Below are 22402 nucleotides of genomic sequence, written 5' to 3' on the forward strand. Positions count from 1 at the left end.
GCCGTTCAGGGCGATGAACCTGCGGTCGTTTCCGGCGCGGCGGGAGGACTCCGCGCCGCCGCGGCGCGAGGAGTGCCCGGTGGGGCGGAAGTCCAGGTCGGCCCGTTGCGCCGAGGCGGGTGATGATGTCGCCGATGGTCTCCGGGGTGAGGCCGTGCTCGCTGACGGTGTGCCGGCGCGGGTGCAGGCGACGGGAAAGGAAGCCGTCGGGGTCGGTGTCCTCGGTGTCCAGGGCGGCGGCCGCCTGCCGGGCCGCCCGGTGCGCACCGGGCAGGTGGAGGGGCACTGGCCGTACTTCACCTTGGGCCTGCGCGGCTTGGTCTTGGACACCCGCATCTGCGGTCGGCCGAATGAACCTGCTACTCCGCAGGAAGAGGACTCAACGGGATCTGGGACAACGCCCAGCGCGTGAACGTGAGCAGAGCCTCGCCGACGATGTCCCCAAGCCGGTCGAAATCCTCCGGCAGCACGTTGAGCAGGAGGTGCTCGACTTCCCGGTCGGCCCGCTTGATCATGACGAGGCAGCGATAACAGGGCTTGGGAGGACGTTCAAGAAGGATCGCGCGCAGAGACCCCGTCGGATCGTCGGGCAGGCACTGATCAAGCCATCCAGGCTCGCGTCCCCTGCCGAGGTTGAGGCGCTCGCTCTTCGAACTCAGCTCTACGAGGACCTGCTTGTTCACACGCTTGATCTCTTTGGGGACGTTCAGCGGCATGAAGGCAGGTTATCCACCAACGGCCAGAACGCGAGGGGCCGCCAGCAAAGACCATGACCTGCGGCACTCCAACACACAGTGACTGCACCGACGCTTTGGCAGCAATACTCGCGACAGTTGAATACGCGAGCCCACCAGTACCGAGACCGACGTCGCAGAGCAATCAGGTCTTTCCGACGGTCCGAGGCGGCGCACAGGCGGTCTTGTGTAAGAGTGGCGCACTGGCCGAAATGGTCATGGGGACGCAGTCCGGGTCCACGGACGTGGACCGCTGCGGCCGCGAAGGCAGTCGATGCGCAAATGGGCTTCATGGGTGAATCGGGGCTGTTCCGTGGCGAGTTGGGCGACGTAGCACGTCATCCATAGTTCTCGGATGTCACGGAGGAGCGGGTACCCGGGCCACGCGGTGACATCGACGCCGTAGGTTTCGACAAAGGCGTCATAGTCGGCCCGGCCGGGGATCGGCGCGGCCGGATCCTGCCGGTCGTGTTCACCGAGTTCCACGACACGCCCGCACCCGGTGGTCGTCCCATGCTGGGCGGCCACCCTCGGGGACGACACCCCGTTCCGGCGGTGGCCGATCGACGGGCTCGCCGCGCCCGGCTTCCGGCCTCCCCGCCGACGGGCCACGGCGTCACGGACCCGCGTCGGTATCGGTGCTCGGCGAAACCCCGGGATGTCGCGCACTCGTCCCCGGCGTCACCGGGGGTCGAACGTGAGGATGTCTCCGGGTTGGCAGTGGAGTTCCCGGCAGATCGCGCTCAGGGTGCTGAAGCGAACGGCCTTGGCACGGTCGTTCTTGAGGATCGACAGGTTCGCAACCGTGACTCCGACGCGTTCGGCGAGCTGGGCCAGGGTCATGTCGTGGTCGGCCAGCAGTCGATCGAGGTGGCAGTGGATCGCGTGCGAGTCCTCCGGGGGCATCAGACCAGGCCCTCCGTGTCCTCGCGCAACCGCGCACCCCGGCGGAACGCCGCGGCGGCTGCCGCGGTCAGCACGGCCCCGAAGAGCGCCACCTCGTCGACGGCATAGGGGGTGTGGGCGGTCTGCTTCATCGGCGTGCCGTCGACCAGCAGGTTCGTCGTCAAGACGTCCAGAGCCGGGGGAAGTGTGCCGATCAACAGGACGGCCCCGGCGATGACGAGCAGGCGGCGCACGTTCCTCGGATCGAAAAAGTCCTCCATGTGAAACGTGCGGGCCAGGCGAAGGAGTGCGTCGAAGACGACGAGCAGCAGGACCGCGCCGACCAGCTCGGGCAGGATCAGCAGCAGCCGGTCTGCGAGATCCGGGCTGTGGAAGACCAGCTCCGCCCGGCCGGTCCCGCGCAGGGTCACCGGCCCGGAGGTCGTCGCGTCGGGCAAGGCCCCGTGGACGTCGGTGTCGACCGTGCGCGTGGTGGTCGCGAGCGAGAGCGGGCCGACGACCCCGACGATCGGGAGCAGGACCTTGAACAGGCCCACCAGCAGCAGGCCGAGCCCCGCGATCCAATCCAACGCGTGGTTGTTGGTCTGCACCCACCGGGACGATGTTTCGGATATGTGAATCCCCTCGACTCCGACTGCACCATATTGCTAATCGATAGTATCGATAAACGATATGGGATCGTCGAGTCGCGTAACAACCGGTCGGAGGTCCGCGTTGTGTCGTGGCGAGCAGGAGCACCCGCGGGCCCGGACCGCATCCCGGGCCGGCGCCCGCCTTGTGTGGACCACGACATGAGTTTGCGGCGGCGCAGGCGTGGGCCGGCGAGCCGGCCCACGCCGACGGACTGCGCTTCGTCACCGCGATCCGCATCTTGAACTCCGGGCAGAACCCGAAGCGCTTCGGCGCCCGCCGGCCGGGGTGACGCTCCACAACTTTCCGTCCGACCGGTCCGGCGGCCCGCAACGCATCCCGATTCCCCGGCACCCGGCGCAGTCCTCCTACATCCGCGATGGTCTCCCGAGCAGGAGACCGCCCTACGCCCGATCGAGATGACCTCGGACAGCCACGGTTGTGTCGTTACCCGGACGCCTCGGGCCCCGTCGGTGCATGCGGACGGCCGGATCGCTCGCCTACGGTCCCCGGAGCCACGGCCCGAGGTCGAGGCGGGACACTGCGCGGCCTTTCGCCCGCGGTCCTGCCCCCGGAGGCCCGCGCCCCGCACCGCTGGGCTGCGGGGCGCGGGACGAAAGCGGCTTGCCGCGTGGTGACGCGACCCTCAGCGGAGTTTTCGGAAGAACTCGCGGACGTCGGCGACCAGGAGGTCGGGGGCCTCCATCGACAGGAAGTGGCCTCCGCGGTCGAGTTCCTTCCAGTGCACCACGTTGTGGTCGCGTTCGGCCCACCGGCGGATGCTCACGTCATGAGCGGAGACCAGGACGCCGGTCGGTACGGTGCCGCGCTCGGCGGCCGGCCAGGACCCGGTGCCGGATGCGGTTCCGCCACCCGATTCGTCGTCGTGCTCGCCGACCGGGCCTTCGGGCTCCGCGCCCCAAGAGGCGTTCTCCGCGCCCCAGGACGCGCCTTCCTCGCCTGCCTCCGCCCCCCAATCGCCGTCCCCGTTCCACGAGTTCGCGGAAATCTCCTCGTAGTACACCTGTGCGGCCGACGCGGCGGTGCCGGTGAACCAGTAGAGGGCCACATCGGTGAGCATCCGGTCGCGGTCGACGCTGTCCTCGGGCAGGCCTTCCTCCGGGTCGGTCAACTCCTTGAACTTCTCGACGATCCAGGCGAGTTGGCCGACAGGGGAGTCGTTGAGCGCGTACCCCACGGTCTGCGGCCGCTTGGCGTTGCACTGCAAGTAACCGTCGTTGAAGTCCTGCATCGCCTGCCAACGGCGCTGTTCGGTCGCGGTCAGGCCCTCCGTCTCACCCGCCAGGCCGATCGGGAAGGTGACCAGGGCATTGACGTGAATCCCGGCGACGTGCTCCGCGTCGCACCTGCCCAGCGCGGGGGCGACCCACGCGCCGGTGTCGTAGCCCTGCACCCCGTAGCGCGCATACCCCAGGCGGGCCATCAGCCGCGCCAGCACCGCGCCCATCCGGGACGCGCCCATCCCCGGCCCGGCCAGCGGCGTGGAGAAACCGAACCCCGGCAGCGACGGGACGACCAGGTGGAACGCCTCGGACGGGTCGCCGCCGTGGGCGCGCGGATCGGACAGCGGCCCGATCACGTCGAGGAAGTCCACCACCCCGCCCGGCCAGCCGTGCAGCAACATCAGCGGCAGCGCATCCGGCTCGGGCGAACGCACGTGCAGGAAATGGAGGTTCTGGTCCTCGACGGTGGTGACGAACTGCGGATGCTCGTTGAGCGCCGCCTCCTGCGCCCGCCAGTCGTAGGACGTCCGCCAGTACTCGGCGAGCTCCTTGAGATACCCGACCGGCACCCCTCGGCTCCAGCCGACCCCGGCCACCTCGTGCGGCCAACGGGTGGCCGCCAGGCGCGCGTTCAGATCGTCGAGGTCGCTCTGTGGGACGTTGATGCGGAACGGGCGTACGCCCTCTGTCGTCGTCATGCCCACCACGCTACGAACCCCTTAGGACGACTTCGGTCCTAAGCTTCCGGCAGTCTTGTCCCATGCTGCAGACCTCCGCGCGACTGCTCAAACTGCTGTCCCTGTTGCAGACCCACCGCCACTGGTCGGGCACCGAACTGGCCGCCCGCCTCGAGATCACCCCGCGCACCGTCCGGCGCGACGTGGAACGGCTACGCGAACTCGGCTACCCGGTCCACGCCACCCAAGGCACCGCCGGCTACCGCCTCGGCGCCGGCGCGACGCTGCCGCCGCTGCTCCTCGACGACGACGAGGCGGTCGCGGTGGTGATCGGGCTGCGCTCCGCGGCGGACGGCTCCGTCGCCGGTATCGAGGCGACCTCGTTGCGGGCACTCACCAAGCTGGAGCAGGTCCTGCCGTCCCGGCTGCGACACCGCGTCCAGACCCTGCACGCCGCGACCGTCCGGGCCGGTGTGGCCCCCTCGCCACAGGTGTCGCCGACCACGTTGATGGCGATCGCCGACGCCTGCCGCCGGCACGAACGACTGCGCTTCGACTACACCGGCCCACGCGGCGAGGAATCGGTCCGCAGTACGGAACCGCACAGCCTCGTCCACTTCGGCAGGTACTGGTACCTGGTCGCCTGGGACACCGACCGCGAGGACTGGCGCACCTTCCGCGTCGACCGGCTCGCTCCGCGCACGCCGACCGGCCCGCGCTTCGCGCCACGCGACGCGCCCGACGGCGACGTGGCCGGCTACCTCGCGCACCGGCTGTCCTGGCGGACCTGGCCCTGCCGGGCGACGGTCACGCTGCACGAGTCCGCCGAGACGATCCTGCGGCGCATCTGGCCCGGCATGGGCATCGTCGAGCCGCTCGACGACGGCAACTGCCTGCTGCGCCTGGGCGCCGAGACCGCCCGGGACCTGGCCTGGATGATCACTTCGGTGGACGTCGACTTCACCCTCGACGAGGCACCGGCCGAGGTCGCCGACGCGCTCCGCAGCCAGGGCGAGCGCTGCCTGCGCGCGGTGCGGTAGCGCGTCGCTGTGCCGGGTGGGCAGATCACACGCACAGTCGGCGGGTACGGAATCGACCCGCATGGGGACCCCGGGCAGCTCACGCTCGTACGTCACAGGACGCCCTCGTGGTCCACCACGTCCGAGATCTCCGGAGTCGAAGACGGCGACGGGGCCGCGCGAAGCGCGCACACCCGGCGGGTGAGTTCGAGATCGGCCGGCGGCCGATCTCCAGCCCCCGCCCACCCGGCCCGACCCGGGCCCACTCGCCCCCCCGGGCGGCCGGCTGCACCGGGTCTACGACACCGCCTGACCCCACCCACCACGACGGAAGGGCCGGCCCCAGGCATCGGGCCGGCCCTTTCGTCACACGCACCGCCATGTCCGGCGCATCCCCAACGCGTCGAGCGCTGCGATCCGCCCCGCCGGCGACTTCGCCCGCCTGCTCCCGGTGGTGGTCACCCACACCCCCAGCCGTACGTCCTGCGGCCACCCGTCGAACGCCACCACGGTCTCCATGTGGGCGCGTGGGACTTCGAGGTGGCCGTGCACGCGATGGGCGGGGTACCGCGGCTGTACGAGTGCGAGGGATCGCGCGCGGCGGCCGCGGAGCACGCCGCGGTCCTGTCGAGCGAGGACGTGCCGGGCTGCGGGATACGCGCACTCGCCGTCCCCGATGCTCTTCGAGCGGGACGGGGCCACACCCGGATCAGTACTTGTCGAAGGACACGGCCTTGGGGTCCGACACCCAGCCGCCGCCGCGGCTGCTGGCCTGGGCTCCTGAGCGCAGACGGAATTCCTTGCCGGTGCAGTTCGGCTTTTCCCAGACCCGCAGAGTGACCGAGGCGTTGTTCGTCACGATCACGACCGGCTCGCCCCCCAGGTCGGGGAAGGCGATGCACGTGTTGGCAGGCCGGTCGTTCCGGATCGTGCCTACTCTCGGGGTGGAGTCGTCCGGGAAGAGCATTGATACGGTCTGATAGTTCATATAGCCGCCTTCCGCGACGGCGGGCGTCATGCCGGCGACGAGGAGCACCCCGGACGTCACCGCGAGAGTGGCTGCGCGCACTCCACGGCCGGAAAATGTGAACATGTGAATCTCCCGGTGTAGGCATCGTCTTCGACGCCCTGTCTACAGGAGCGGTTTCAACCGATCGGTACGATCCGACCCGCTTTCGACGACTTTCACCCAAACAGGCGGTATGCCGCATCGAAATACCGGCGCAGCACCGGCCCACATCGGCGAGCACCACCAGGAGCACGGCACCGGCCACCCGCGCCGCGCCCGGCCCTCGCGCTGCTCCCGGCCGTCGATGTCCCGGTGTCCCTGTCACCCCGGGACATTCGGGCGAGGGTGCCCCGTGCCGGGTCGGAGCGGGCGCAGGGGACACGACCCGACATCGGCGAGCACCACCAAGAGCACGACGCCGACCGACCCCGATCGAGATCAGGCCCACCGCATCCCGAGCACGGTCAACGCCTCGACCCGCTCCGCCCGGCCACGTCACCCGCCGCTGCCGGGCATTGGCGAGCGCGACACCAAGCTTCACCACGTGCGCCACACCGCCGACCTCGACGGTCTCGACGGTCTCGACATGCTTGCGCGGCACGACCAAGTGCCCCTCACGCTCCCGGAACGCCGCCGCAGCGGCCAACGTCAACACCCACCGGTCCACCACCGCCACCCGCCGCTCCGGCACCACCACCACCGCCGCCGTGTCGACGCCCACCTCGGCCAACGCCTCGCGCTGCGCGGGCGTCAGGTCGGCCGCGCCGCGCCGCTGTCGCTCCAGCCACGCCCCGACGTCCTCACCGCCGGCGGTGTATCCGGGCACCAACGCGCCGAGCGACCCGCCGCCGGCCAGAACTTCATCAAACGAGGTACCTACATCGAGATGACCTCACGCCTCATGGAACCCATCCTCCTCGCCCTGAACGAACCGCTCCCGACCTGGCCCACCGGGAGGACCCCCCCGGGATCCACTGCGAGGCCGCCGCCGGCCTCCGGCACCTGGTGGACGAGCTGGTGCACTGCGCAGGTCATCGCCGACCGCGAGGCCGGGGCGACCTGGGCGGACATCGGCCGGGCACAACGAGGCCGACGACACCCGAGCAGGCGGGACGACGACGAGGACTGGGGCGCACGAGCCCGGTGCTCGTCGTCCCGGGCCGCGGGGGTCGCCGGCCCGGCCCGGGGGCGAGGGCGACCATGTCGGCCCTCGCCCCCGGTGACGTTCACGCGGTTGTGGTCGTCAGTCGCACCAGACCCAGACCTTGTAGGTGCGGTCCTCGTGTTGGGGCGAGAGGTTCGTCGAGGTCCACTGCCCGATGACCGGATCGTCCCCCGGAAGACCGACGTAGAGGGTGACCTTGTTGGCGTGCGTGCGGACGGACGACGTCTTGTTCCGGAGCCAGGAGGGGACGTCGTTCTCCAGGCAATGCGGTACGTCCCAGCGTGCGCCGCCGCCGTTGGGCCATTCCCACAGGCACACCTTGCCGTAGGGACAGTCGGAGTAGGCGGCGTGTGCGGGCGTCTGCGGGATGACGACCATCCCCAGGGCGAGCGCCGCGGTGGTGACTGCGGCGCGGATTCGAGAAAGCGACGGCACGGAAGTCTCCTCCTGATGCGGGCAGGACTCGGATCCGGGGACGGCTCGATGGATACGGGCTTCGCCCCCGTGCGGCGCGGACGCGCGTCCGACGCGCTGCTTCATGGTGCTCCGCGCCACAGGTGCCGCAAATCACCCGAACGGGTTGTTGGTTGCACCGTCGCGGTCCCGCGTGACCCGTACGACCTGAAGGTGTTGCGAGGTTCCCGCGCGTCGGAAGTGCCTCGGCCACCCCCCGCGGGGGCTCCCTACGATCGGATCCACATGACCGCCGGGGTGCGCCGGATCCCGGCGGCGTGGCTGGAGCAGGCCGCACCGGGCGCGATCCTCCTCCTCCCGGGGGGGGGCACCGACTACAGCCCCCACGACGCGGCGCTGCGCCTGGTGGTGGAGGGCCCGGGCCGGGCGTGTGGGCCGTTCACGATGGCGTTGTCGTTCATGAAGCTGCGTGCCCAGCGTGCCGTGCCGGCCGTGATCGACCTGCCCGAGGGATGGCCGGACGCGGCGCGTGTCTGCGGTACCGAGCTGGGGTTGGCCGATGTGGTCGGTGGTCCCTACGATCCGGTGGAGTTCGTCCTCGGCCTGTGCGTTCCCGATTGCGTGCCCGTGGTGGTTCCGGGTGAGGGCGCGGGTGAGGGCACGTTGTGGTTGACGGCCGCCGGGGCGGATCCGTCGGTGGCCGCGGCGGGTTTCGCCCGTGGCCGGCGTGCCAACGTTCTTCAGGTAGGGCCGCGTTCGTTGTGGACCGAGGTCGAGGACGCCTACCGCTGGTGGGATCGGGCGGGCCGCCCCGACGTTTTCGACTTCGGGTTGGCCGTGACCGTTACCGACGGGGAGGTCCATCAAGCCCCCTGGCACGACAACCCTCAACGCGAACTTCCCGACATATGAGAGACCTTCGACCCCGACCTGTGAGCCCTGTGGAGACCAGGGCTTCGACATGGTTTGTCGTCACGACGCCCTCGTGAGTCAGCCCGGAGGAAACGGAATTCAGCTGCCCGCATGATCGCAGCAGCGTAGACTCACGCACTGTTCCGGGCGCGGCTACCGCGTGCCGACGAGGGCCATGGCATGAGGGACCGGGGTTCCCGTGGCCTCGGGGAGCGGGGCGGTACGTGCAGGTGCGGCGGCTACAACTGCAGAACTTTCGTGGTGTCAAGCGCGGGGCCGTCTTCCTGGACGGTCATTGCCTGCTGGCTGGTTCGAACAGCGCGGGCAAGTCGACCATCTGTGAGGCCCTCGACCTGGTGATGGGGCCGGAGCGGATGCTGCGCCGTCCCGTGATCGACGAGTACGACTTCTACCGCGCGCAGTACCAGGAGCGCGGCGGCGAACTGCCGGAGGTCCGGATCGATGTCGTTCTCACGGACCTGTCGGACGCCGCCCAACGTCGATTCGGCAGTCACCTGCGTCGATGGTCGCGGGAGACGAACGACTTCCTCGACCTCGTTCCCGACGCCATCGAGGACGCCGAAGCCGGCGAATGGTCCCTTCCGGTGTCCTTCATCGGTTGCTACGACCCGCAGGAAGACGACTTCGCCGGTGGAACCTTCTTCGCCCACCCCGAGGCCCCCGCCGACGACCCGGCAGCCGAGGACACGGCTGCGCCCGGCGCGGGCCTGAGACCCTTCACCCGTGCGGACAAGCGGCACTGCGGGTTCCTCTATCTACGACCCAACCGGACCGGGAACCGGGCGCTCACCTTCCAACGCGGCTCCCTGCTCGACACCATCGTGCGTCTGGAAGCGGAGCTGGCCGACCTCTTTGGGAAACCGCCCTGCGCAGCCTCGACGATGTTGTTGTCGCGGCTGCGGGCTCCGGCTTCGACAAGATCCGGACCGAGATCCGTGACCGCGTCAGCCGGTTCGTCAGCCTCGGTGACACCCCCGACCCCGTGGACATGCACGTTTCGGAGGTCACCCGGGAGCACCTGCGGGAAGTCCTGTGCCTGTTTATCGCTACGCAACCCAGCACCTACGCGGTGCCGTTCACGCGACTCAGCACAGGCTCCCTGAACCTGCTGGTGTTCGCCCTGCTCACCTACATCGCCGAACTCGAGGGCGACGACTCGGTGATCTTCGCGATCGAGGAACCGGAGATCGCCCTGCCGCCCCACGCCCAGAGACGACTGGTGGACTTCGTCCTCAAACGCATGGGCCAGGTCATCGTCACCTCACATTCGCCCTACGTCATCGAGAAGTTCGAGCCGTCCCGCACGGTGGCCCTCGCTCGGGACCCAGAGGGCACGCTGACCAGCCACGGTGTCACGCTCCCAACCGACTTCAAGCCGAGCAAGTACCGCTTGTACCAGCGGCAATTCGCCGAAGCCGTCCTGGCCCGCGCCATGCTCGTGGTGGAGGGCGCTACCGAGGCAGCCGTCTTCCCGGCGCTATCGGACGTCCTGGAGGCCGACCCCGCCGTCGATGGCTACGTTCACATCGACCTCGCAGGCGTCACCGTTTTCGACGCCCAGAGCGACGTCAACGTGCTGACATTCGTGCCGGTGTTCAAGGCATTGGACAAGCCGGTCTACGGCATCCACGACCAGCCGAACAAGCCTTTCACTCCGGCAGTCCAGGCCAAGACCACGGACTTCACGCACTACGTGGAACTCGAGCACAAGAGCATAGAGAAGCTCTTGGTCGCCGAAGTCCCGATCGCCGTGCAAAGGCGCTTCCTCGCTCAAGTCTCCCACCGCGACGACTACCCCAGCGGCTGCCCGCGACCGTCGGAGGAGGCGACCGACGACCAGGTGCGCTCCCTGACCTCGGACGTGCCGTGTGCCCGCAAGGGCGACGGCTACAGCGCCCTGCTCATCACCGAATGCACCGGCCGCAGCGAACTGCCGGCCGTCCTCGCCGACCTCCTGCTGCGCATCGACCGCGATCTGCGTCCTGCGAACGCCCCCCAACGATCGGGCGGCGACGACGCCCCCACGGACGAGACCGATGAGAATTGACGAGGTCCGGCAGGAGATCATCGACTCTGCCGCACACCTGGTCATCGTCGGTGGCCCCGGCTGCGGGAAGACGTCGATCGCGCTGGTCAAGACGAGAAAGGCGCTCGACACCGTCGAAGACGAACAGCGGGTGCTGTTCCTGAGCTTCTCGCGCGCCGCGGTCCGCTAGATCACAGACCGCATGGCTGGCCTGTTCGACCACAAGAGGAGCAGTGACGCATTCGCCGGGTGCCGCCGCGGCGGCGTTCGGGCAGGACGGTCCCAGGACCACGAGCGGCAGGGCGAGAGCGATGGCCGACGCCAGTGCGCGTGAGCGTGTCACACCCAAACATCTAGTCGCCCCTCGACCGGTCCAACCGCGAAGAAACCCTTCCCCGGAGCAAGTTCACCCGAACAGGCCACCCTGCGGGCAACCTGCCCTCCAAGGTGGGTGGTTCACCCGCCGGTGCGGCGTCGTTCGCCGGACGCGGGCAGTGCCGTGTTCGCCGTCTGGTGTTCAGACCACCCCACCAGTCCCGACGTGCCAGGGGCGCGGCTCGCTCGTTGAACCGACCGAGCGACCCATCCGGCACACACAACCCGCACGGTCGCACACCCCGCCCGGCTCTCACACGCCCCGGTCCCGGTATCCGTACGGCGCACTCCAGGGGCGGCCGACGCGCACTCGCCCCGCCCGACATCGACGAACTGGAGACCACCCGTGTCCGTGCCCCGCTTCCGCCTGGCCTGCTGCCTGTGCCGCAAGCCCATCCCGATCTCGATGGACGTCTACGCCCTGGACGCGGAGTGGCAGCGCCGGTATCCGGCCATGCGCGGCATCCTCGCCTGCCAACGCTGCGCCCTGTCCACCGGCTGGTCGAGCTGCGAGGTGAGCGACGGCGTCTACGCGGACGGTCACATCCGGGCCGCCCGGGCACGGTGCGACGTCGACGCCTGGAGTCACGTTCTCGGCATGGGCACGCACGTCGGCATGGTGCAGAACCACCCGCGGTCCGCACTGCTTCAGGGCGCGGAACCGTATCTGCGGCACCTGGCGCAACGCCCGAGGGTGGCTCCCGCCGTGGCTCTGCGGCTGCGGGCGATCCTGGAGGAGTGGGACGCCGCGCCCTCGACGGATCGAGGACGCCTCACCGGAGGCGTCGCGCCGTGCGAAGGCGCCCTGCGGTAAGCGTCGTTCCCGCCGCCGGCGCGGCGTTGGATCCGTTGGCAGCCGCGATCGAGGTCATTCTGCAGGAGGCTGACCACCGGCGCGACCTCACCTGGCGGGAACTGCGGAAGAAGCTTCCCGAGGGTTTGCCTCGTCCGGCGCAGCGGGCAGGCCAGCGCGCTGATTCGGGTGGATCGCAGTTGCGGTGGCAACGCGCCGTTGTTGTCCGCGCTGGTCACCGACGCCGACCAGGGCATGCACTCGGACTTTCACCGCGTCGCTGCCACCATGGAACGGCATGTGTCCGAGGAGGCATGGAAGTCCGGTGGGCCGTGGACATCGCCCGATGGACGAAGGCGTGATCGGCGGCGGACCATCCGGCAGTCGTGGTCGCCGCCGTCGGATCGGGTGACGCACTACCCCGACAGTGCGCGTGGCAGGTGTCGGCCGGGAGTGTCGCCAGTACGGTCACGACCCCCGGCCCGTCTTCGGCGCCGCCGGCCTACACATCGCGGCACCCGCCTGAGCCCCCGACTCCCGACGAAAACACAGGAGTTGCCCACGTGTTGCCAACCCACCGTTCAGGACTCCGGGGCCGTCGGGGCGTGGTCGATCGGTCGGTCGGGGTCCGGCCGCAGGACGGGGCAGCGGACGCAGGCTCCCTGACTCCCGGATGATCTCGCCGGGCGCTCCTCCTATTGATCGGGAGCGGCTGATGGCAGGGGCTTGTGGAGGATGAGGTTGAGGCCGAACTCGGTCTCACTCTCGTGGACATCGGTGTAGCCCAGCTCGAGGTAGAACCGATGGGCGGTGATGCTGGCGCCGGTCTCCATGTGGTCGTGTCCGTCGCGCGCCGCGAGGGCCTCGATGTGTCGCATGAGTTGACGACCTGTTCCTCGCCGGGCCAGATCGGGATCGACGAACATCGTGTAGACCTTGTTGCCGTCTCGGGAGACGGTACCGACGACCTTGACGTCCTCGGCCACGTAGACGAGGCGGCTGCTCGACAGTTCGACGAACCGCTCGGCCGTGTAGTACGCGCACATCTTGTCGATGATGTCGGCCGGATAGTCATGGCTGTTCACTTCTCGCAGGCAGCGTTGGACGATCTCGGCGAGTCGTGGTGCGTCGTCGGGACGGAAAAGCCGGACTTCGATCGCCATGGCGCCTCCTGGTGGGTGCTCGCTGGGGTGACCTGAATGTCTCAGACGGGGAAGAGCGGCCCACGACACCGAAGTGCGCGCAAGCGCCCGCAGGCAGCACCGTCTACAGCTACGACACCCAGGGCAACCGCACCGATGCCGCCGGTACGGGCTCGACTTTGACCTATGCCTACGACCAAGCCAACCAGCTGACCGGGGCAACCGCCACGGGCACGGCCGCTATGTACAAGTACGACGGCACCGGCTTGCGGACAAGCAAGACTGTCGGTGGCTCCACGACGCAGTTCACGTGGGACTTCAACACCAATCCGGCGTTGCTGTCCGATGGAACGACGAACTACCTCTACGGTCCCGACGGCGCACCGATCGAGCAGATCGGAAGCACCGGAACGCAGTGGTTCTTCCACGACCAGCTCGGATCGACCCGGGCACTGATCGACAGCACAGGAACGATCGTCGGCGACTACTCCTACACGGAATACGGAGTCGTGGCGGCACACACGGGAAGCGCCTCCACCCCACTGCAGTACGCGGCCCAGTACTGGGACTCCGAAACCGGATTTCTCTACCTGCGGGCGCGCTATTATGATCCGGCGACGGCGCAGTTCATCACCGTCGACCCGCTGGTCCGGCAGACGCTGAGCACGTACGGATACGCTGCGAACGACCCGCTGAACAAAACCGATCCGTCCGGGAAGTTCTGGGGAATCGCCGCCGCAGTGGTGGGAGCAGTGGCCGGTGAGGCGATTGTCCCCTTCGTCGCCGCAGTGGCGGTCGTCGTCGTGGTTGTCGTGGTCGTCAATGACCGGATCAACGATTACCGGAACTCCGGCGGTTCATCGGGCGGGGGCGACTCGTACGAAGACTCGACCGTCAACAACTACATTCCGCCGCCCAAGTCCCTTCCTGCTTTCCCGGATGCCAAGCCGGTTACAGGAAAGACTCCCGTGAAGGGCGGCGGCGGGACACGGAAGCGTTGGAAGGACAAGAAGGGCTGCATCTACGGGTGGGACTCCCAGCACGGGGCAGTGGAGAAGTACGACAAGTCTGGGAAGAAGCACCTCGGTGAGTTCGATCCGATCACCGGAGCCCAGAACAAGCCCGGAGACAAGAAGCGGAAAGTAGAGAAATGACCTGGTGGTTGACCGGGTTCTCCAAGGAGACCGAAGAACTCGTCGAAGAAGTCCAAGTACCAGGAGTCACCGGGCGAATCGTTCAGAACGTTCTAGGGCTCGCCTCGGATGCCGACGTCTGGACGGCGAGCTTCCGTGTCTCCGGCGAGAGTCTCTACCGGTTGGCTTCCGCTATCCCGCACGCCACCAGCGAGGCGGTCGACTATTTCATCGAATACTTGGTGACCTGCCTTCCGATCTGGGAGTTGGGTACCGAGCCGATGTTCTATTGGCGCGATGGAGTTATCGTGAGCACGCCCCAAACGGGTAGTGCGGGTGAACGGTCTTCCGAGTAGCCATCGGGTAAAAAGGATTCCAGGCACCCCGTATAATTGGGTGCCTGGAATCCTTCACACATGGGCAGACACAGGCCGCCCGATTCCTCAGCTACGAGGTGAAGTCGAACTGGAGCGATGAATCGCCGCCCCGGCTCAAGGTGTTTGGCGGTCCCCCGCTGGCGCGCGGGTGCGGGACCCCCGCGAGAGACTCCTATTCTTGTGGTGGTGCAGGCGCAGTTTCTCGTCGAAGCCGTTCAGGGTCCTTCCCCATACCTTGGTGTAGGGGAGGGGGTTGACCCACAGGACGGGGACGCAGTTGCGCGGGGTGGGGGTGTGCCGGGTGCCGGCGGGGGAGGGCGGGGCTGCGTTCGCCGCGGGCCTCGTGCAGGATCTCCCGTGCGCCGGTGCCGCACCAGCAGCGCGCCGTCCACGCCATCACCTCGGACCTCCAGCCTCACACGCGAGTGACCGTGGTCGCGGCCTGCGGCACCGGCAAGACCGTCATCGCCCGTGTCGGCGCCGACACCTACCCCCCACGGCAACATCCTCGTGCTCGCTCCCAGCCAGGATCTGGTGGCGCAGACGGCCCGCGAATGGGATCGCGGCCGCCCGGACGAGAAGCACATCGCGGTCTGCGCCCTGCCCCCGAACGGGCGCGACGCCCTGTGCATCCCCTTCACCACCAGCCCCGCCGAATTCGCCCGCCGCGTCGCCGCCCACAGCGGCCCGACCATCGTCTTCTCCACCTACCAGTCCCTGCCCGCGATCGCCGAAGCCCATCGTCGCCACGGCCTGCCGGAGTGGGCCATCGCCGTCGCCGACGAGGCCCACCACACCAGCGGCAGCCTCGACAAAAGCTGGGGCGACATCCATCACGATGCCCGGATCCCTGCACAGCGCCGCCTCTACATGACGGCGACACCGCGCCGCTGGAGCCACCCGAAGTCCAAGAAGCACGGCGCGTACACGGAGCCGCTGGCATCGATGGACAACCCCGCGCTGTTCGGACCCGTCGTCTTCCGCCTCGAACTGGCCGAGGCCATCGCGCAGGGCATCCTCGCCGACTACCGCGTCGTCGTGCCCGTCATCGGCGCGCAGACCTGCACGACATCCTCACCACGGCCGAGACGCCCCCCGCACCTGGACGGACTGCGCCTGGCCGCGATGCAAGTGGGACTGCTGCGCGCCGTACAGGAATACTGCCTCGGCCGTGTCCTGACGTTCCGCCGCCCTGATCGCGGCCGCCCGCACCGTCGCCCGCACCCTGCCCCGCACCGCCACCGCCTTCGCCCACGGTTCCCGGCCGATGAAGCTGTGGACCGCCGCCGTCGACAGCCGCCAACCCCGCAGCGAACGCAACGCCCGACTCGAACGCTTCGCGCAAGCCTCCCGGCAGCGCTCCACCGTCCCCGTGCCCGGACAGACCCCCACCCCGAATACCGCACGTGCTGTTCGCCGAGGGCGTGGCGGCCTGGACACTCCACCAACGCGAGGACTCGGCGGAGGCCCGACTCGGGCAGCCCCACGAACGCGGCCACCGGTGGTGGACGAAGGACCTGCGCCTGTTCGCGCCGCACCATCCGCCCTGCGCCGGCGACGTGCTCCTTCGCGAACGATTCCTCTTGGCCGACCTCGGCCTGGACGCCGACGGCGTGACGTTCCCGCCCGCGATGATCGAGCACTTGGTCGCCTCGGCCGCCTTGGTGCGCCGCGATGCCGACGCGGCCGGGCGCCGGTATGAACGGCACGAGAGCCGACGGCGTGAACAGGCTCGGGGACGACGCGAAGCCGCCTCCGAGCCGGTACGCGCTTGGGTGCCCGGTCCGCTGCCGCCGGTGCGGCCGGTGCCCCGTGCGACGAACGCGGGGCCGGTCTGCGAGGTCTGCCACCGACCGCTCGCCGAGGCCTTGGTGCCTTATGGACGACACATCCTGTGTTGAGGCGGTGCCGAAGCGTTCGAGCACGGCCGGCGCCGGTTCCGCGCCCGGGGCGCCGGGAAGGTATCGACCGGACGGGCGACGACGAGGGGGAAACGTGGGCACACGCGAGGAGTTGTTCGAGAGGTATCGCAAGAACGCGGGGACGCTGGCGAAACGCGCGTGGGACGACGGCGACCAGAGCCCGGAGGAGGCCGCGACGCTCGCGCAGGTCTATGCCACGCTCGCCTTGGCCGTCGCGGTCGAACACAGCTCCGCCAAGGATCGGTCGGGCACACTGATCGACACGCTGGAACGGCTGCGATTCGCCCTCGGCAAGCTCACCGCCCAGGTGGCGGACCGCCGATAGTGCCCTCGGTCGACATGCTGGACCCGGCGCATCCCCGCCCCCGCGACCGTGTCGGACGCGATACCCGACGGCCCGGATCCGGCCGCCGACACCATGTCTATGTCGCGCGCGGAGCCGCGGATACGAGGCGTGGAGGACGCCGACTACGGGGAAGTGTGCGTGCTGCCGCACCACGCTTGGCTCGAAAACCGCGTCCGGACACCCGTCGAGGACCCGTCTCTTCGGAGCCGGCGCGCGTCCTGTCCGACACGCCGTTGACCGTCGGCCCCCACCGGGCGCCGTCCGACCCCGCCGGAAAGTCCGGGGCACGAGCGAAGGGACGGGCCGCAGCCGTCCTTCCCCGCGACGGCAGTCCGCACACGGTTCCCCCGTGGCCGTTCCCAACCGATACACACGACGGTGGTCCACCACACGAAACGCACACCACGCCCGGGGCGACCACCCGGACCGCACCCAGGGCGACCCGTCGCGGTCGCCGCTCGTCCCCACCGCGGCCGGGGCCCAGGTGTCCAGGGACGAGTCCTCGACCCACCGTGTCCACTGACCCAACCCGCAACCCGACGTCGTGCTCGACCGCACGCTCGGGCCGATGGGGCACCCGGGCCTTCCGCGAACGCCCTCCGCCGGGGCCGGCCGATCGGTACGGTGCTGGCAGAGGCGGCATCCGAGGGGGACGCGTGGAATTGGAACCGACGGAGTTGTCGAAGGCCATCAAGGCCGTTCGGGACGGCCTCACGGCCTCACGGCCGCGCGTGACGAGGGAAACGGCTCGGGAATCCGGTTCGAAGTGACCGAAGTCGTGCTCGATCTCGGTATGGAACTGCGTCACACGGCTTCCGGGGGGGCGGAATCAAGGCGTTCGTCGTCGCGGCGGACGCCAAAGGCGAACGCGCGAGTGCCTCCACCCACCGCATGACAGTGACCTTGCGTGTCGCCCCGGACGCCCTGGGGCGCCCGACGCCCATCAGTGACCGGAACCGCGGTTTCGAGCCGTTGCCGCGTCAACCGTCGTAGGCGCCCTCACAGATGACAGGGCCCAACGCACGGGTGGTGGAAATCCACCATGGTGCCGGCGCCTACGGCACCGGTTGTGCGATCGCTCCCGGCCTGATCCTCACCGCCGCCCACGTCGCGAAGCCCGACCAGGACGGAGACATCGAAGTGCGCGACCTCGCCGGGGTCGCCTCGACGGCGTCGATCCTGTGGTCCGACCCCCAACTCGACGCGGCATTGCTGCGGACCGACCCGAAGATCGGCGCCGAGACGAGCGTCGTCCGCTGGGGCCACCTGGTCTGCGACGACCGCGACCGCCGCGCGCCGTGCACCATGGCGGGAATGCCCCAGGCGATGGGCCGCTTCACCGAAGGACCCTCGGGCCTTGCCCACGACGTGAAAACCGTGGACGGGCACATCAAGACGGGCACCGCCACCCGACAACGCATGTACGCGTTCGAGATCGACGACGCCATCCCGGAAGCGACGATCGCGGACGACCCATTCCGGGAAAGCCCGCAGCCATGGTCGGGCATGTCCGGGGCCGGGGTGTTCTGTGGCGGAGCACTCATCGGCGTGACGCTCCTGGTGCCCGCTTCCTGGGGGGAAGGCATCCTCTCCGTCCTCCCCGTCGAACAACTCCTGGCGCGGTCCGATTTCGTCGGAACCGTCGCCCACCACACCGGAGTCGCCCCGTTCCTGCAGCCCGCCGACCTCGCCCATCTGCTCAAGGAACCGCTTCCCCCGGCGCTCTCCTCGTCCTTCCTGCTGCACCCTCGATCCCGCGTCGTGCCCCTGTCCGGGATGCGACGCGTCCTCGACATCCTGAGCCCATGGTGCGAGAACACCACCCACCCCACGGCCGTCGCCCTGATCACCGGACGCGGCGGCACCGGAAAGAACCGGCTCGTTCCCGAACTCCTCGACACGCTCGCCCCATGGCACGCCGGCTCGGTCGGACGCCGGCACTGGTCCGGAGGCTTCATCACCGAGAACCCCCTCAGCCTCGACACCGGCGCGCTCCGCACCGTCGACCACCCCCTGGTGATCGCCGTCGACCACGCCGAGTCACGACTTCAGCAGATCCGGGAAGTACTCGACGCGCTCACCGAACGAGACACCCGTGTTCCCATGCGCGTCCTGCTCATCGCCCGCGACGGCTCCGACACCTGCTGGGCCGAACTCCGCCGCCACTGCCGAGACGGCCGGGGCGTTCCCTTCACGTCGGTCCCCATCAAAATCACCGACGCGCTCGAGACGGGCAACGAGCACGCCTACGTCGACGCGAAGATCGCGTTCGCCCGGCGCATCCAGGAGCTGCGGCAAGCGGGTCACGGCGACGACACCTGGAAGAACGCGCCGATCGCGGACGCTCCGCGCACCCACGGCACAAACGTCGAGCACTCCGCCCCGACGCCCGTCGTCCACCTGCATATCGCGGCGCTCGCCGACGTGCTGACCCACGCCAATCCCCAATACGCCGCCGAACACAACCCGCTGAACGTCCTCCTGGCCCACGAGGAGGACTACTGGCGCCGACTCGTCACTGCGCACATGTCGGCAGAGCGTTACGACCACGCTCTGATGCGCACCATGGTGGCCACCCAATACCTCGCTGGCGCCACCACACTCGCCCGCGGCCGCGCGGCCGTGGGGGTGGCCTACGCCGCACACCATCACGGCTACCCGCGGACGGCTCCACCGACGGCCGAAGTCCTCGCCCCCTACGACAAGAGCCTCGCCAAGGCCTACCCCTCCGGCGACGGCACGCACTGGGGCACGCTCGGACCCGACCTCCTCGCCGCGCGACTGGTCGACGAGGTCGAGCAGGCAAGCGACCACACGTTCATCACACACGTCCTCCTCGACGAGGCGCTCGACGAGAACCAACACCGACACGCGATCCTCAACCTCGTACGCGCGAGCGCCGTCCACCCCGCACTCGCCGACGCCACGCGCCGCGCCGCGACGCGAAAACCCCGGGCGCTGCTGCGACCGACCCTGGAAATCGTGTGCACCACACTCGACCGCCCCGGCGCGCGACGATGGCTCCGTGCCCTGCGCGCGACACTGCACGAGAGCTCCCACACCTTCTCCGCAACCCACGGCTCCCATCAGCAGGCCCTGCGAGAAATCCAGTCGTGCCTGGAGGGTCTGAAGTCGACGTCTTTTGACCCTCGCGAATTCCTGTCCTCCAAGGCCGGACCGGACATCCCCAAGACGCACAAGACGACCACGACGACAAAACCCGCCGATACCGCGCGCCCCGGCACGCGGCCACCCCCCACCGGCGGCACCACAGCCCCGCGACAACCCGCCGAACCGACCTTCCCGGCGACGCCCGGCGTGAATGCGACCCCTGCGGAGCCCCCGAGCGTCATGCATACGGAGGCGAAGCACGACACGAACACGATCCATCCCGGCAGCACCTTCGTGCGCGCCGTCACGAGCCTGCTCGCGACCACATACACGATCATCCTCGGGTGGGCGGTCACCGGTGCGATCCGCGCCACGGAAGACGACGCACTCGCGTGGACGCTCGGTCCCACAGCCCTCGCCCTGAACATCCTCTTCGCGTTGCTCCACGGCCACTTCAGCGCTCTGCCACGAGCCCTCGGATGGAGCCTGCCACCAACCGTGCTCGCGGTCGACATCGCCTGCGGTCTGGGCCCGCCCGCCCTTCGCGACAACGTCGCGCCCGCGCTGACATGGATCGCGATCGTAGGTGTCGGACTGCTCTCGCTCACGTACGCGGTGCGAGCATGGACAGGCCAAATCCCCTGGTCCACGAACGGGCCCCGCACTCGCGGGGACGGCCCCGCGTCAGCCGCTGAGTGAATGGGGCGGGCTCGGCGGCTACCCGAAATTCGCGGCAGGGATCGACGCCGTGATGTAGACACCGGATAACACGAACAAGTAGGGAGGGAGTCTGCGCCGGACGACGCGGCTGGCGACTCGTGCTCGCCGGGCCCGGCGAGCACCACAAAGAGCACGACGCTGGCCGTCCGGGACCGGTGACGGACCGGTCAGGGTGTGGGGGGCCGTTTAGTGGAGTACGCGCGGGTTCCCGGCTGGGTCAAGTGACGGGCAACGGCCCATCTTGGCAGGTCGATCGGGCTTTTCTCGGCGTTCACTCGATCGCGTGAGATATCCGCAGTAAATCATGGAATCCGCGAGTAGCGTGCGTAATCTGCGTTTTTGTGTCAGATTCTGAGAGCCGCCTATTGACGCTGGTTCGCCCCGGCTCGGACCCGACGGGGCCGGTGGATCCGGCTGGGGTGGCGGTCGAGTCCGGTCTCGCGGACGTGGTCACGCTGCAGCGACGCCGCCAGGCCCGGATCTCGGTGCACGACGAGGAGAGCTTCTTCCTCGACACTCTGTCCGAGTACCGGTGGGCGCGCGATGCGGCAGGTCTGGCGCCGACGACGCTGGACGGGCTGATCAAGCCCGTGATCGAGGTATGCGAGTTCTACGGCGCCGTTCCGTGGCAGTTGACGTCCCGCGAGGTCGACCGGTACTTCGCCGGGGCTGGCAAGCGGGCCCAATCGACCCTGCGCGGAAAGATCAACAAGATCGACGCGTACTTCGCGTTTCTGGAACAGCGCTACGCCGGCGAGATCATGCGCCGCTTTGGCGCCTCCGTCGAATCTCCCATCGACCCGTTCAACCGTCCCCGTCACCGCGGGGACTTCGGCCTGCGCATTCCGCCGTCCCAGACGGCGATGAAGAACTTCTTCGCCCGGTGGCGCGAAGATCTGGCGAACGCGCGGAAGTACGCGGTGGCCTGCCGTGATTACGTGATGACGAAGGTTGCCTACCTCTCTGGTGTCCGTGCGGCGGAGCTGTGCGGAGTCTGTCTGGGCGACATTCACTGGGAGCACGGGCAGTGGGGGCGGTTCGTCGTCCTGGGCAAGGGTGCCCGGGGCTCGGGTCCGCGCCCGAGGGAGGCGTACCTCTTCCAGGAGGGACGTGCCCTGCTGTGGTGGTACATCGAGGAGGTCCGGGGCGAGTTCGGGGACGACGCGGAGCACCCGCGGGCGCCGCTGTGGCCATCGGAGCGCAAGTCGAAGGCGATCGCCGACCTGAACGTGGCCATCGCGCCGGCGATAGTGCCTTCGACGTTCCGCAAGGCGTTGCACACCGCGGCCGCGCACTACCTGACGGGCCCCGTCGCCGACCTGTTTCCACACTTGCTGCGGCATGCCTGCGCGACCCACAACTACGAGCGAGGGATGACACTCTGGGAGGTCCAGAAGGTCCTCGGACACGACTGGGCAACGACGACTCTTCGGTACATGGCGACTGCGCACGCCGACCCGGAGCTCGCGAATCTGGCGGCCAGCTCCCGGGCCGCCCAGCGACTGGTCATGGACAAGGGGAACCTTCGGTGAAGTGGAATCTGCGGATGGTGGCCGCCCAGCGGGACCTGTGGCGCCCGACCGAGGTGCTCGCCGCCTTTCGGCAGGTCGGGTTCAACCCGTCGCTGAGCAAGGTGGCCGCGATGTGGAGCGGCACACCGGTTACGGTGCGGCTCGATGATCTCGACAAGATGTGCGCGGCGCTCGACTGCACGGTCGCCGACTTG

The 22402-nt window shown here is 69.0% G+C and carries 21 protein-coding genes and 1 pseudogene; 13 read left to right on the plus strand and 9 right to left on the minus strand.

Translation table 11 applies throughout. The features are described 5' to 3' along the window. The 5 genes and pseudogenes from GT354_RS55130 to GT354_RS42055 form a co-directional block, all read right to left on the minus strand. Positions 1-286: pseudogene (locus GT354_RS55130) on the minus strand (hypothetical protein); the annotation flags it as partial. Between the two features lie 73 nt (positions 287-359). Then, the gene (locus tag GT354_RS42040; RefSeq protein ID WP_161362055.1) at positions 360-716 is read right to left on the minus strand and encodes a hypothetical protein; all 357 of its coding nucleotides are present in this window, start codon (positions 714-716) and stop codon (positions 360-362) included. 699 nt (positions 717-1415) lie between these two features. Continuing rightward, on the minus strand, positions 1416-1640 hold the full coding sequence (locus GT354_RS42045) for a helix-turn-helix transcriptional regulator (protein WP_161362057.1): 225 nt from the start codon (positions 1638-1640) through the stop codon (positions 1416-1418). Further along, positions 1640-2230: a DUF2975 domain-containing protein gene (locus tag GT354_RS42050; protein WP_161362059.1), complete on the minus strand. Its 591-nt coding sequence runs from the start codon at positions 2228-2230 to the stop codon at positions 1640-1642. The genes GT354_RS42045 and GT354_RS42050 overlap by 1 nt, the downstream gene beginning before the upstream one ends. A gap of 686 nt (positions 2231-2916) precedes the next feature. Further along, positions 2917-4212, minus strand: coding sequence for an epoxide hydrolase family protein (locus tag GT354_RS42055; RefSeq protein WP_161362061.1), 1296 nt, complete (start codon positions 4210-4212; stop codon positions 2917-2919). Positions 4213-4274: 62 nt separating this feature from the next. Here GT354_RS42055 and GT354_RS42060 point away from each other — a divergent pair, with 62 nt between their 5' ends. Continuing rightward, positions 4275-5231: a WYL domain-containing protein gene (locus tag GT354_RS42060; protein WP_161362062.1), complete on the plus strand. Its 957-nt coding sequence runs from the start codon at positions 4275-4277 to the stop codon at positions 5229-5231. 345 nt (positions 5232-5576) lie between these two features. Here GT354_RS42060 and GT354_RS42065 read toward each other — a convergent pair whose 3' ends face one another. The 3 genes from GT354_RS42065 to GT354_RS42075 form a co-directional block, all read right to left on the minus strand. Beyond that, positions 5577-5912, minus strand: coding sequence for a helicase associated domain-containing protein (locus GT354_RS42065; RefSeq protein ID WP_161362064.1), 336 nt, complete (start codon positions 5910-5912; stop codon positions 5577-5579). 7 nt (positions 5913-5919) lie between these two features. Next, on the minus strand, positions 5920-6258 hold the full coding sequence (locus GT354_RS42070; RefSeq protein WP_161362066.1) for a hypothetical protein: 339 nt from the start codon (positions 6256-6258) through the stop codon (positions 5920-5922). A gap of 1204 nt (positions 6259-7462) precedes the next feature. Further along, positions 7463-7819: a peptidase inhibitor family I36 protein gene (locus tag GT354_RS42075; RefSeq protein ID WP_346012425.1), complete on the minus strand. Its 357-nt coding sequence runs from the start codon at positions 7817-7819 to the stop codon at positions 7463-7465. Between the two features lie 48 nt (positions 7820-7867). Between GT354_RS42075 and GT354_RS55135 the strand changes: the two genes are divergently transcribed. The 5 genes from GT354_RS55135 (at position 7868) to GT354_RS42095 (ending at position 11946) form a co-directional block, all read left to right on the plus strand. Then, a complete protein-coding gene (locus tag GT354_RS55135) occupies positions 7868-8710 on the plus strand; it encodes a hypothetical protein (RefSeq protein WP_272923990.1) in 843 nt (280 codons plus the stop codon). A 224-nt stretch (positions 8711-8934) separates the two neighbouring features. After that, on the plus strand, positions 8935-9834 hold the full coding sequence (locus tag GT354_RS53065) for a DUF2813 domain-containing protein (RefSeq protein WP_202512896.1): 900 nt from the start codon (positions 8935-8937) through the stop codon (positions 9832-9834). Further along, positions 9720-10778: an AAA family ATPase gene (locus GT354_RS53070; RefSeq protein WP_202512899.1), complete on the plus strand. Its 1059-nt coding sequence runs from the start codon at positions 9720-9722 to the stop codon at positions 10776-10778. Before GT354_RS53065 ends, GT354_RS53070 begins: the two co-directional genes overlap by 115 nt. After that, positions 10768-10947 carry an AAA family ATPase gene (locus tag GT354_RS42090; protein WP_161362072.1) on the plus strand — a complete coding sequence of 60 codons (180 nt, stop codon included), beginning with the start codon at positions 10768-10770 and terminating at the stop codon, positions 10945-10947. Before GT354_RS53070 ends, GT354_RS42090 begins: the two co-directional genes overlap by 11 nt. A 531-nt stretch (positions 10948-11478) precedes the next feature. Beyond that, the gene (locus GT354_RS42095; protein WP_202512897.1) at positions 11479-11946 is read left to right on the plus strand and encodes a hypothetical protein; all 468 of its coding nucleotides are present in this window, start codon (positions 11479-11481) and stop codon (positions 11944-11946) included. Positions 11947-12620: 674 nt separating this feature from the next. On the opposite strand, the gene GT354_RS42100 is transcribed toward GT354_RS42095, so the two are convergent. Next, positions 12621-13088 carry a GNAT family N-acetyltransferase gene (locus tag GT354_RS42100; protein WP_161362074.1) on the minus strand — a complete coding sequence of 156 codons (468 nt, stop codon included), beginning with the start codon at positions 13086-13088 and terminating at the stop codon, positions 12621-12623. A 158-nt stretch (positions 13089-13246) separates the two neighbouring features. Here GT354_RS42100 and GT354_RS55140 point away from each other — a divergent pair, with 158 nt between their 5' ends. The 7 genes from GT354_RS55140 to GT354_RS42135 all read left to right on the plus strand — a co-directional run. Beyond that, entirely contained in the window at positions 13247-14221 is a 975-nt protein-coding gene (locus GT354_RS55140) for a colicin E3/pyocin S6 family cytotoxin (RefSeq protein ID WP_237535989.1), read from the plus strand. Further along, positions 14218-14556, plus strand: coding sequence for a hypothetical protein (locus GT354_RS42110; RefSeq protein WP_161362076.1), 339 nt, complete (start codon positions 14218-14220; stop codon positions 14554-14556). Before GT354_RS55140 ends, GT354_RS42110 begins: the two co-directional genes overlap by 4 nt. Positions 14557-15048: 492 nt before the next feature. Then, positions 15049-16194, plus strand: coding sequence for a DEAD/DEAH box helicase family protein (locus GT354_RS42115; RefSeq protein ID WP_161362078.1), 1146 nt, complete (start codon positions 15049-15051; stop codon positions 16192-16194). Between the two features lie 378 nt (positions 16195-16572). Next, positions 16573-16824 (plus strand): hypothetical protein, encoded by a 252-nt coding sequence (locus GT354_RS42120; RefSeq protein WP_161362081.1) that lies wholly within the window; start codon positions 16573-16575, stop codon positions 16822-16824. 1026 nt (positions 16825-17850) lie between these two features. Further along, positions 17851-20655: a serine protease gene (locus GT354_RS42125; RefSeq protein ID WP_161357972.1), complete on the plus strand. Its 2805-nt coding sequence runs from the start codon at positions 17851-17853 to the stop codon at positions 20653-20655. A 425-nt stretch (positions 20656-21080) separates the two neighbouring features. After that, the gene (locus tag GT354_RS42130) at positions 21081-22208 is read left to right on the plus strand and encodes a site-specific integrase (protein WP_161357973.1); all 1128 of its coding nucleotides are present in this window, start codon (positions 21081-21083) and stop codon (positions 22206-22208) included. Beyond that, positions 22205-22402 (plus strand): helix-turn-helix transcriptional regulator (locus GT354_RS42135; RefSeq protein WP_346012426.1); only part of this gene is annotated, 198 nt, incomplete at its 3' end. The genes GT354_RS42130 and GT354_RS42135, both read left to right, overlap by 4 nt.

It is taken from the genome of Streptomyces sp. SID3343, from assembly GCF_009865215.1.
In the GTDB taxonomy this organism is placed as follows: Bacteria; Actinomycetota; Actinomycetes; order Streptomycetales; family Streptomycetaceae; genus Embleya.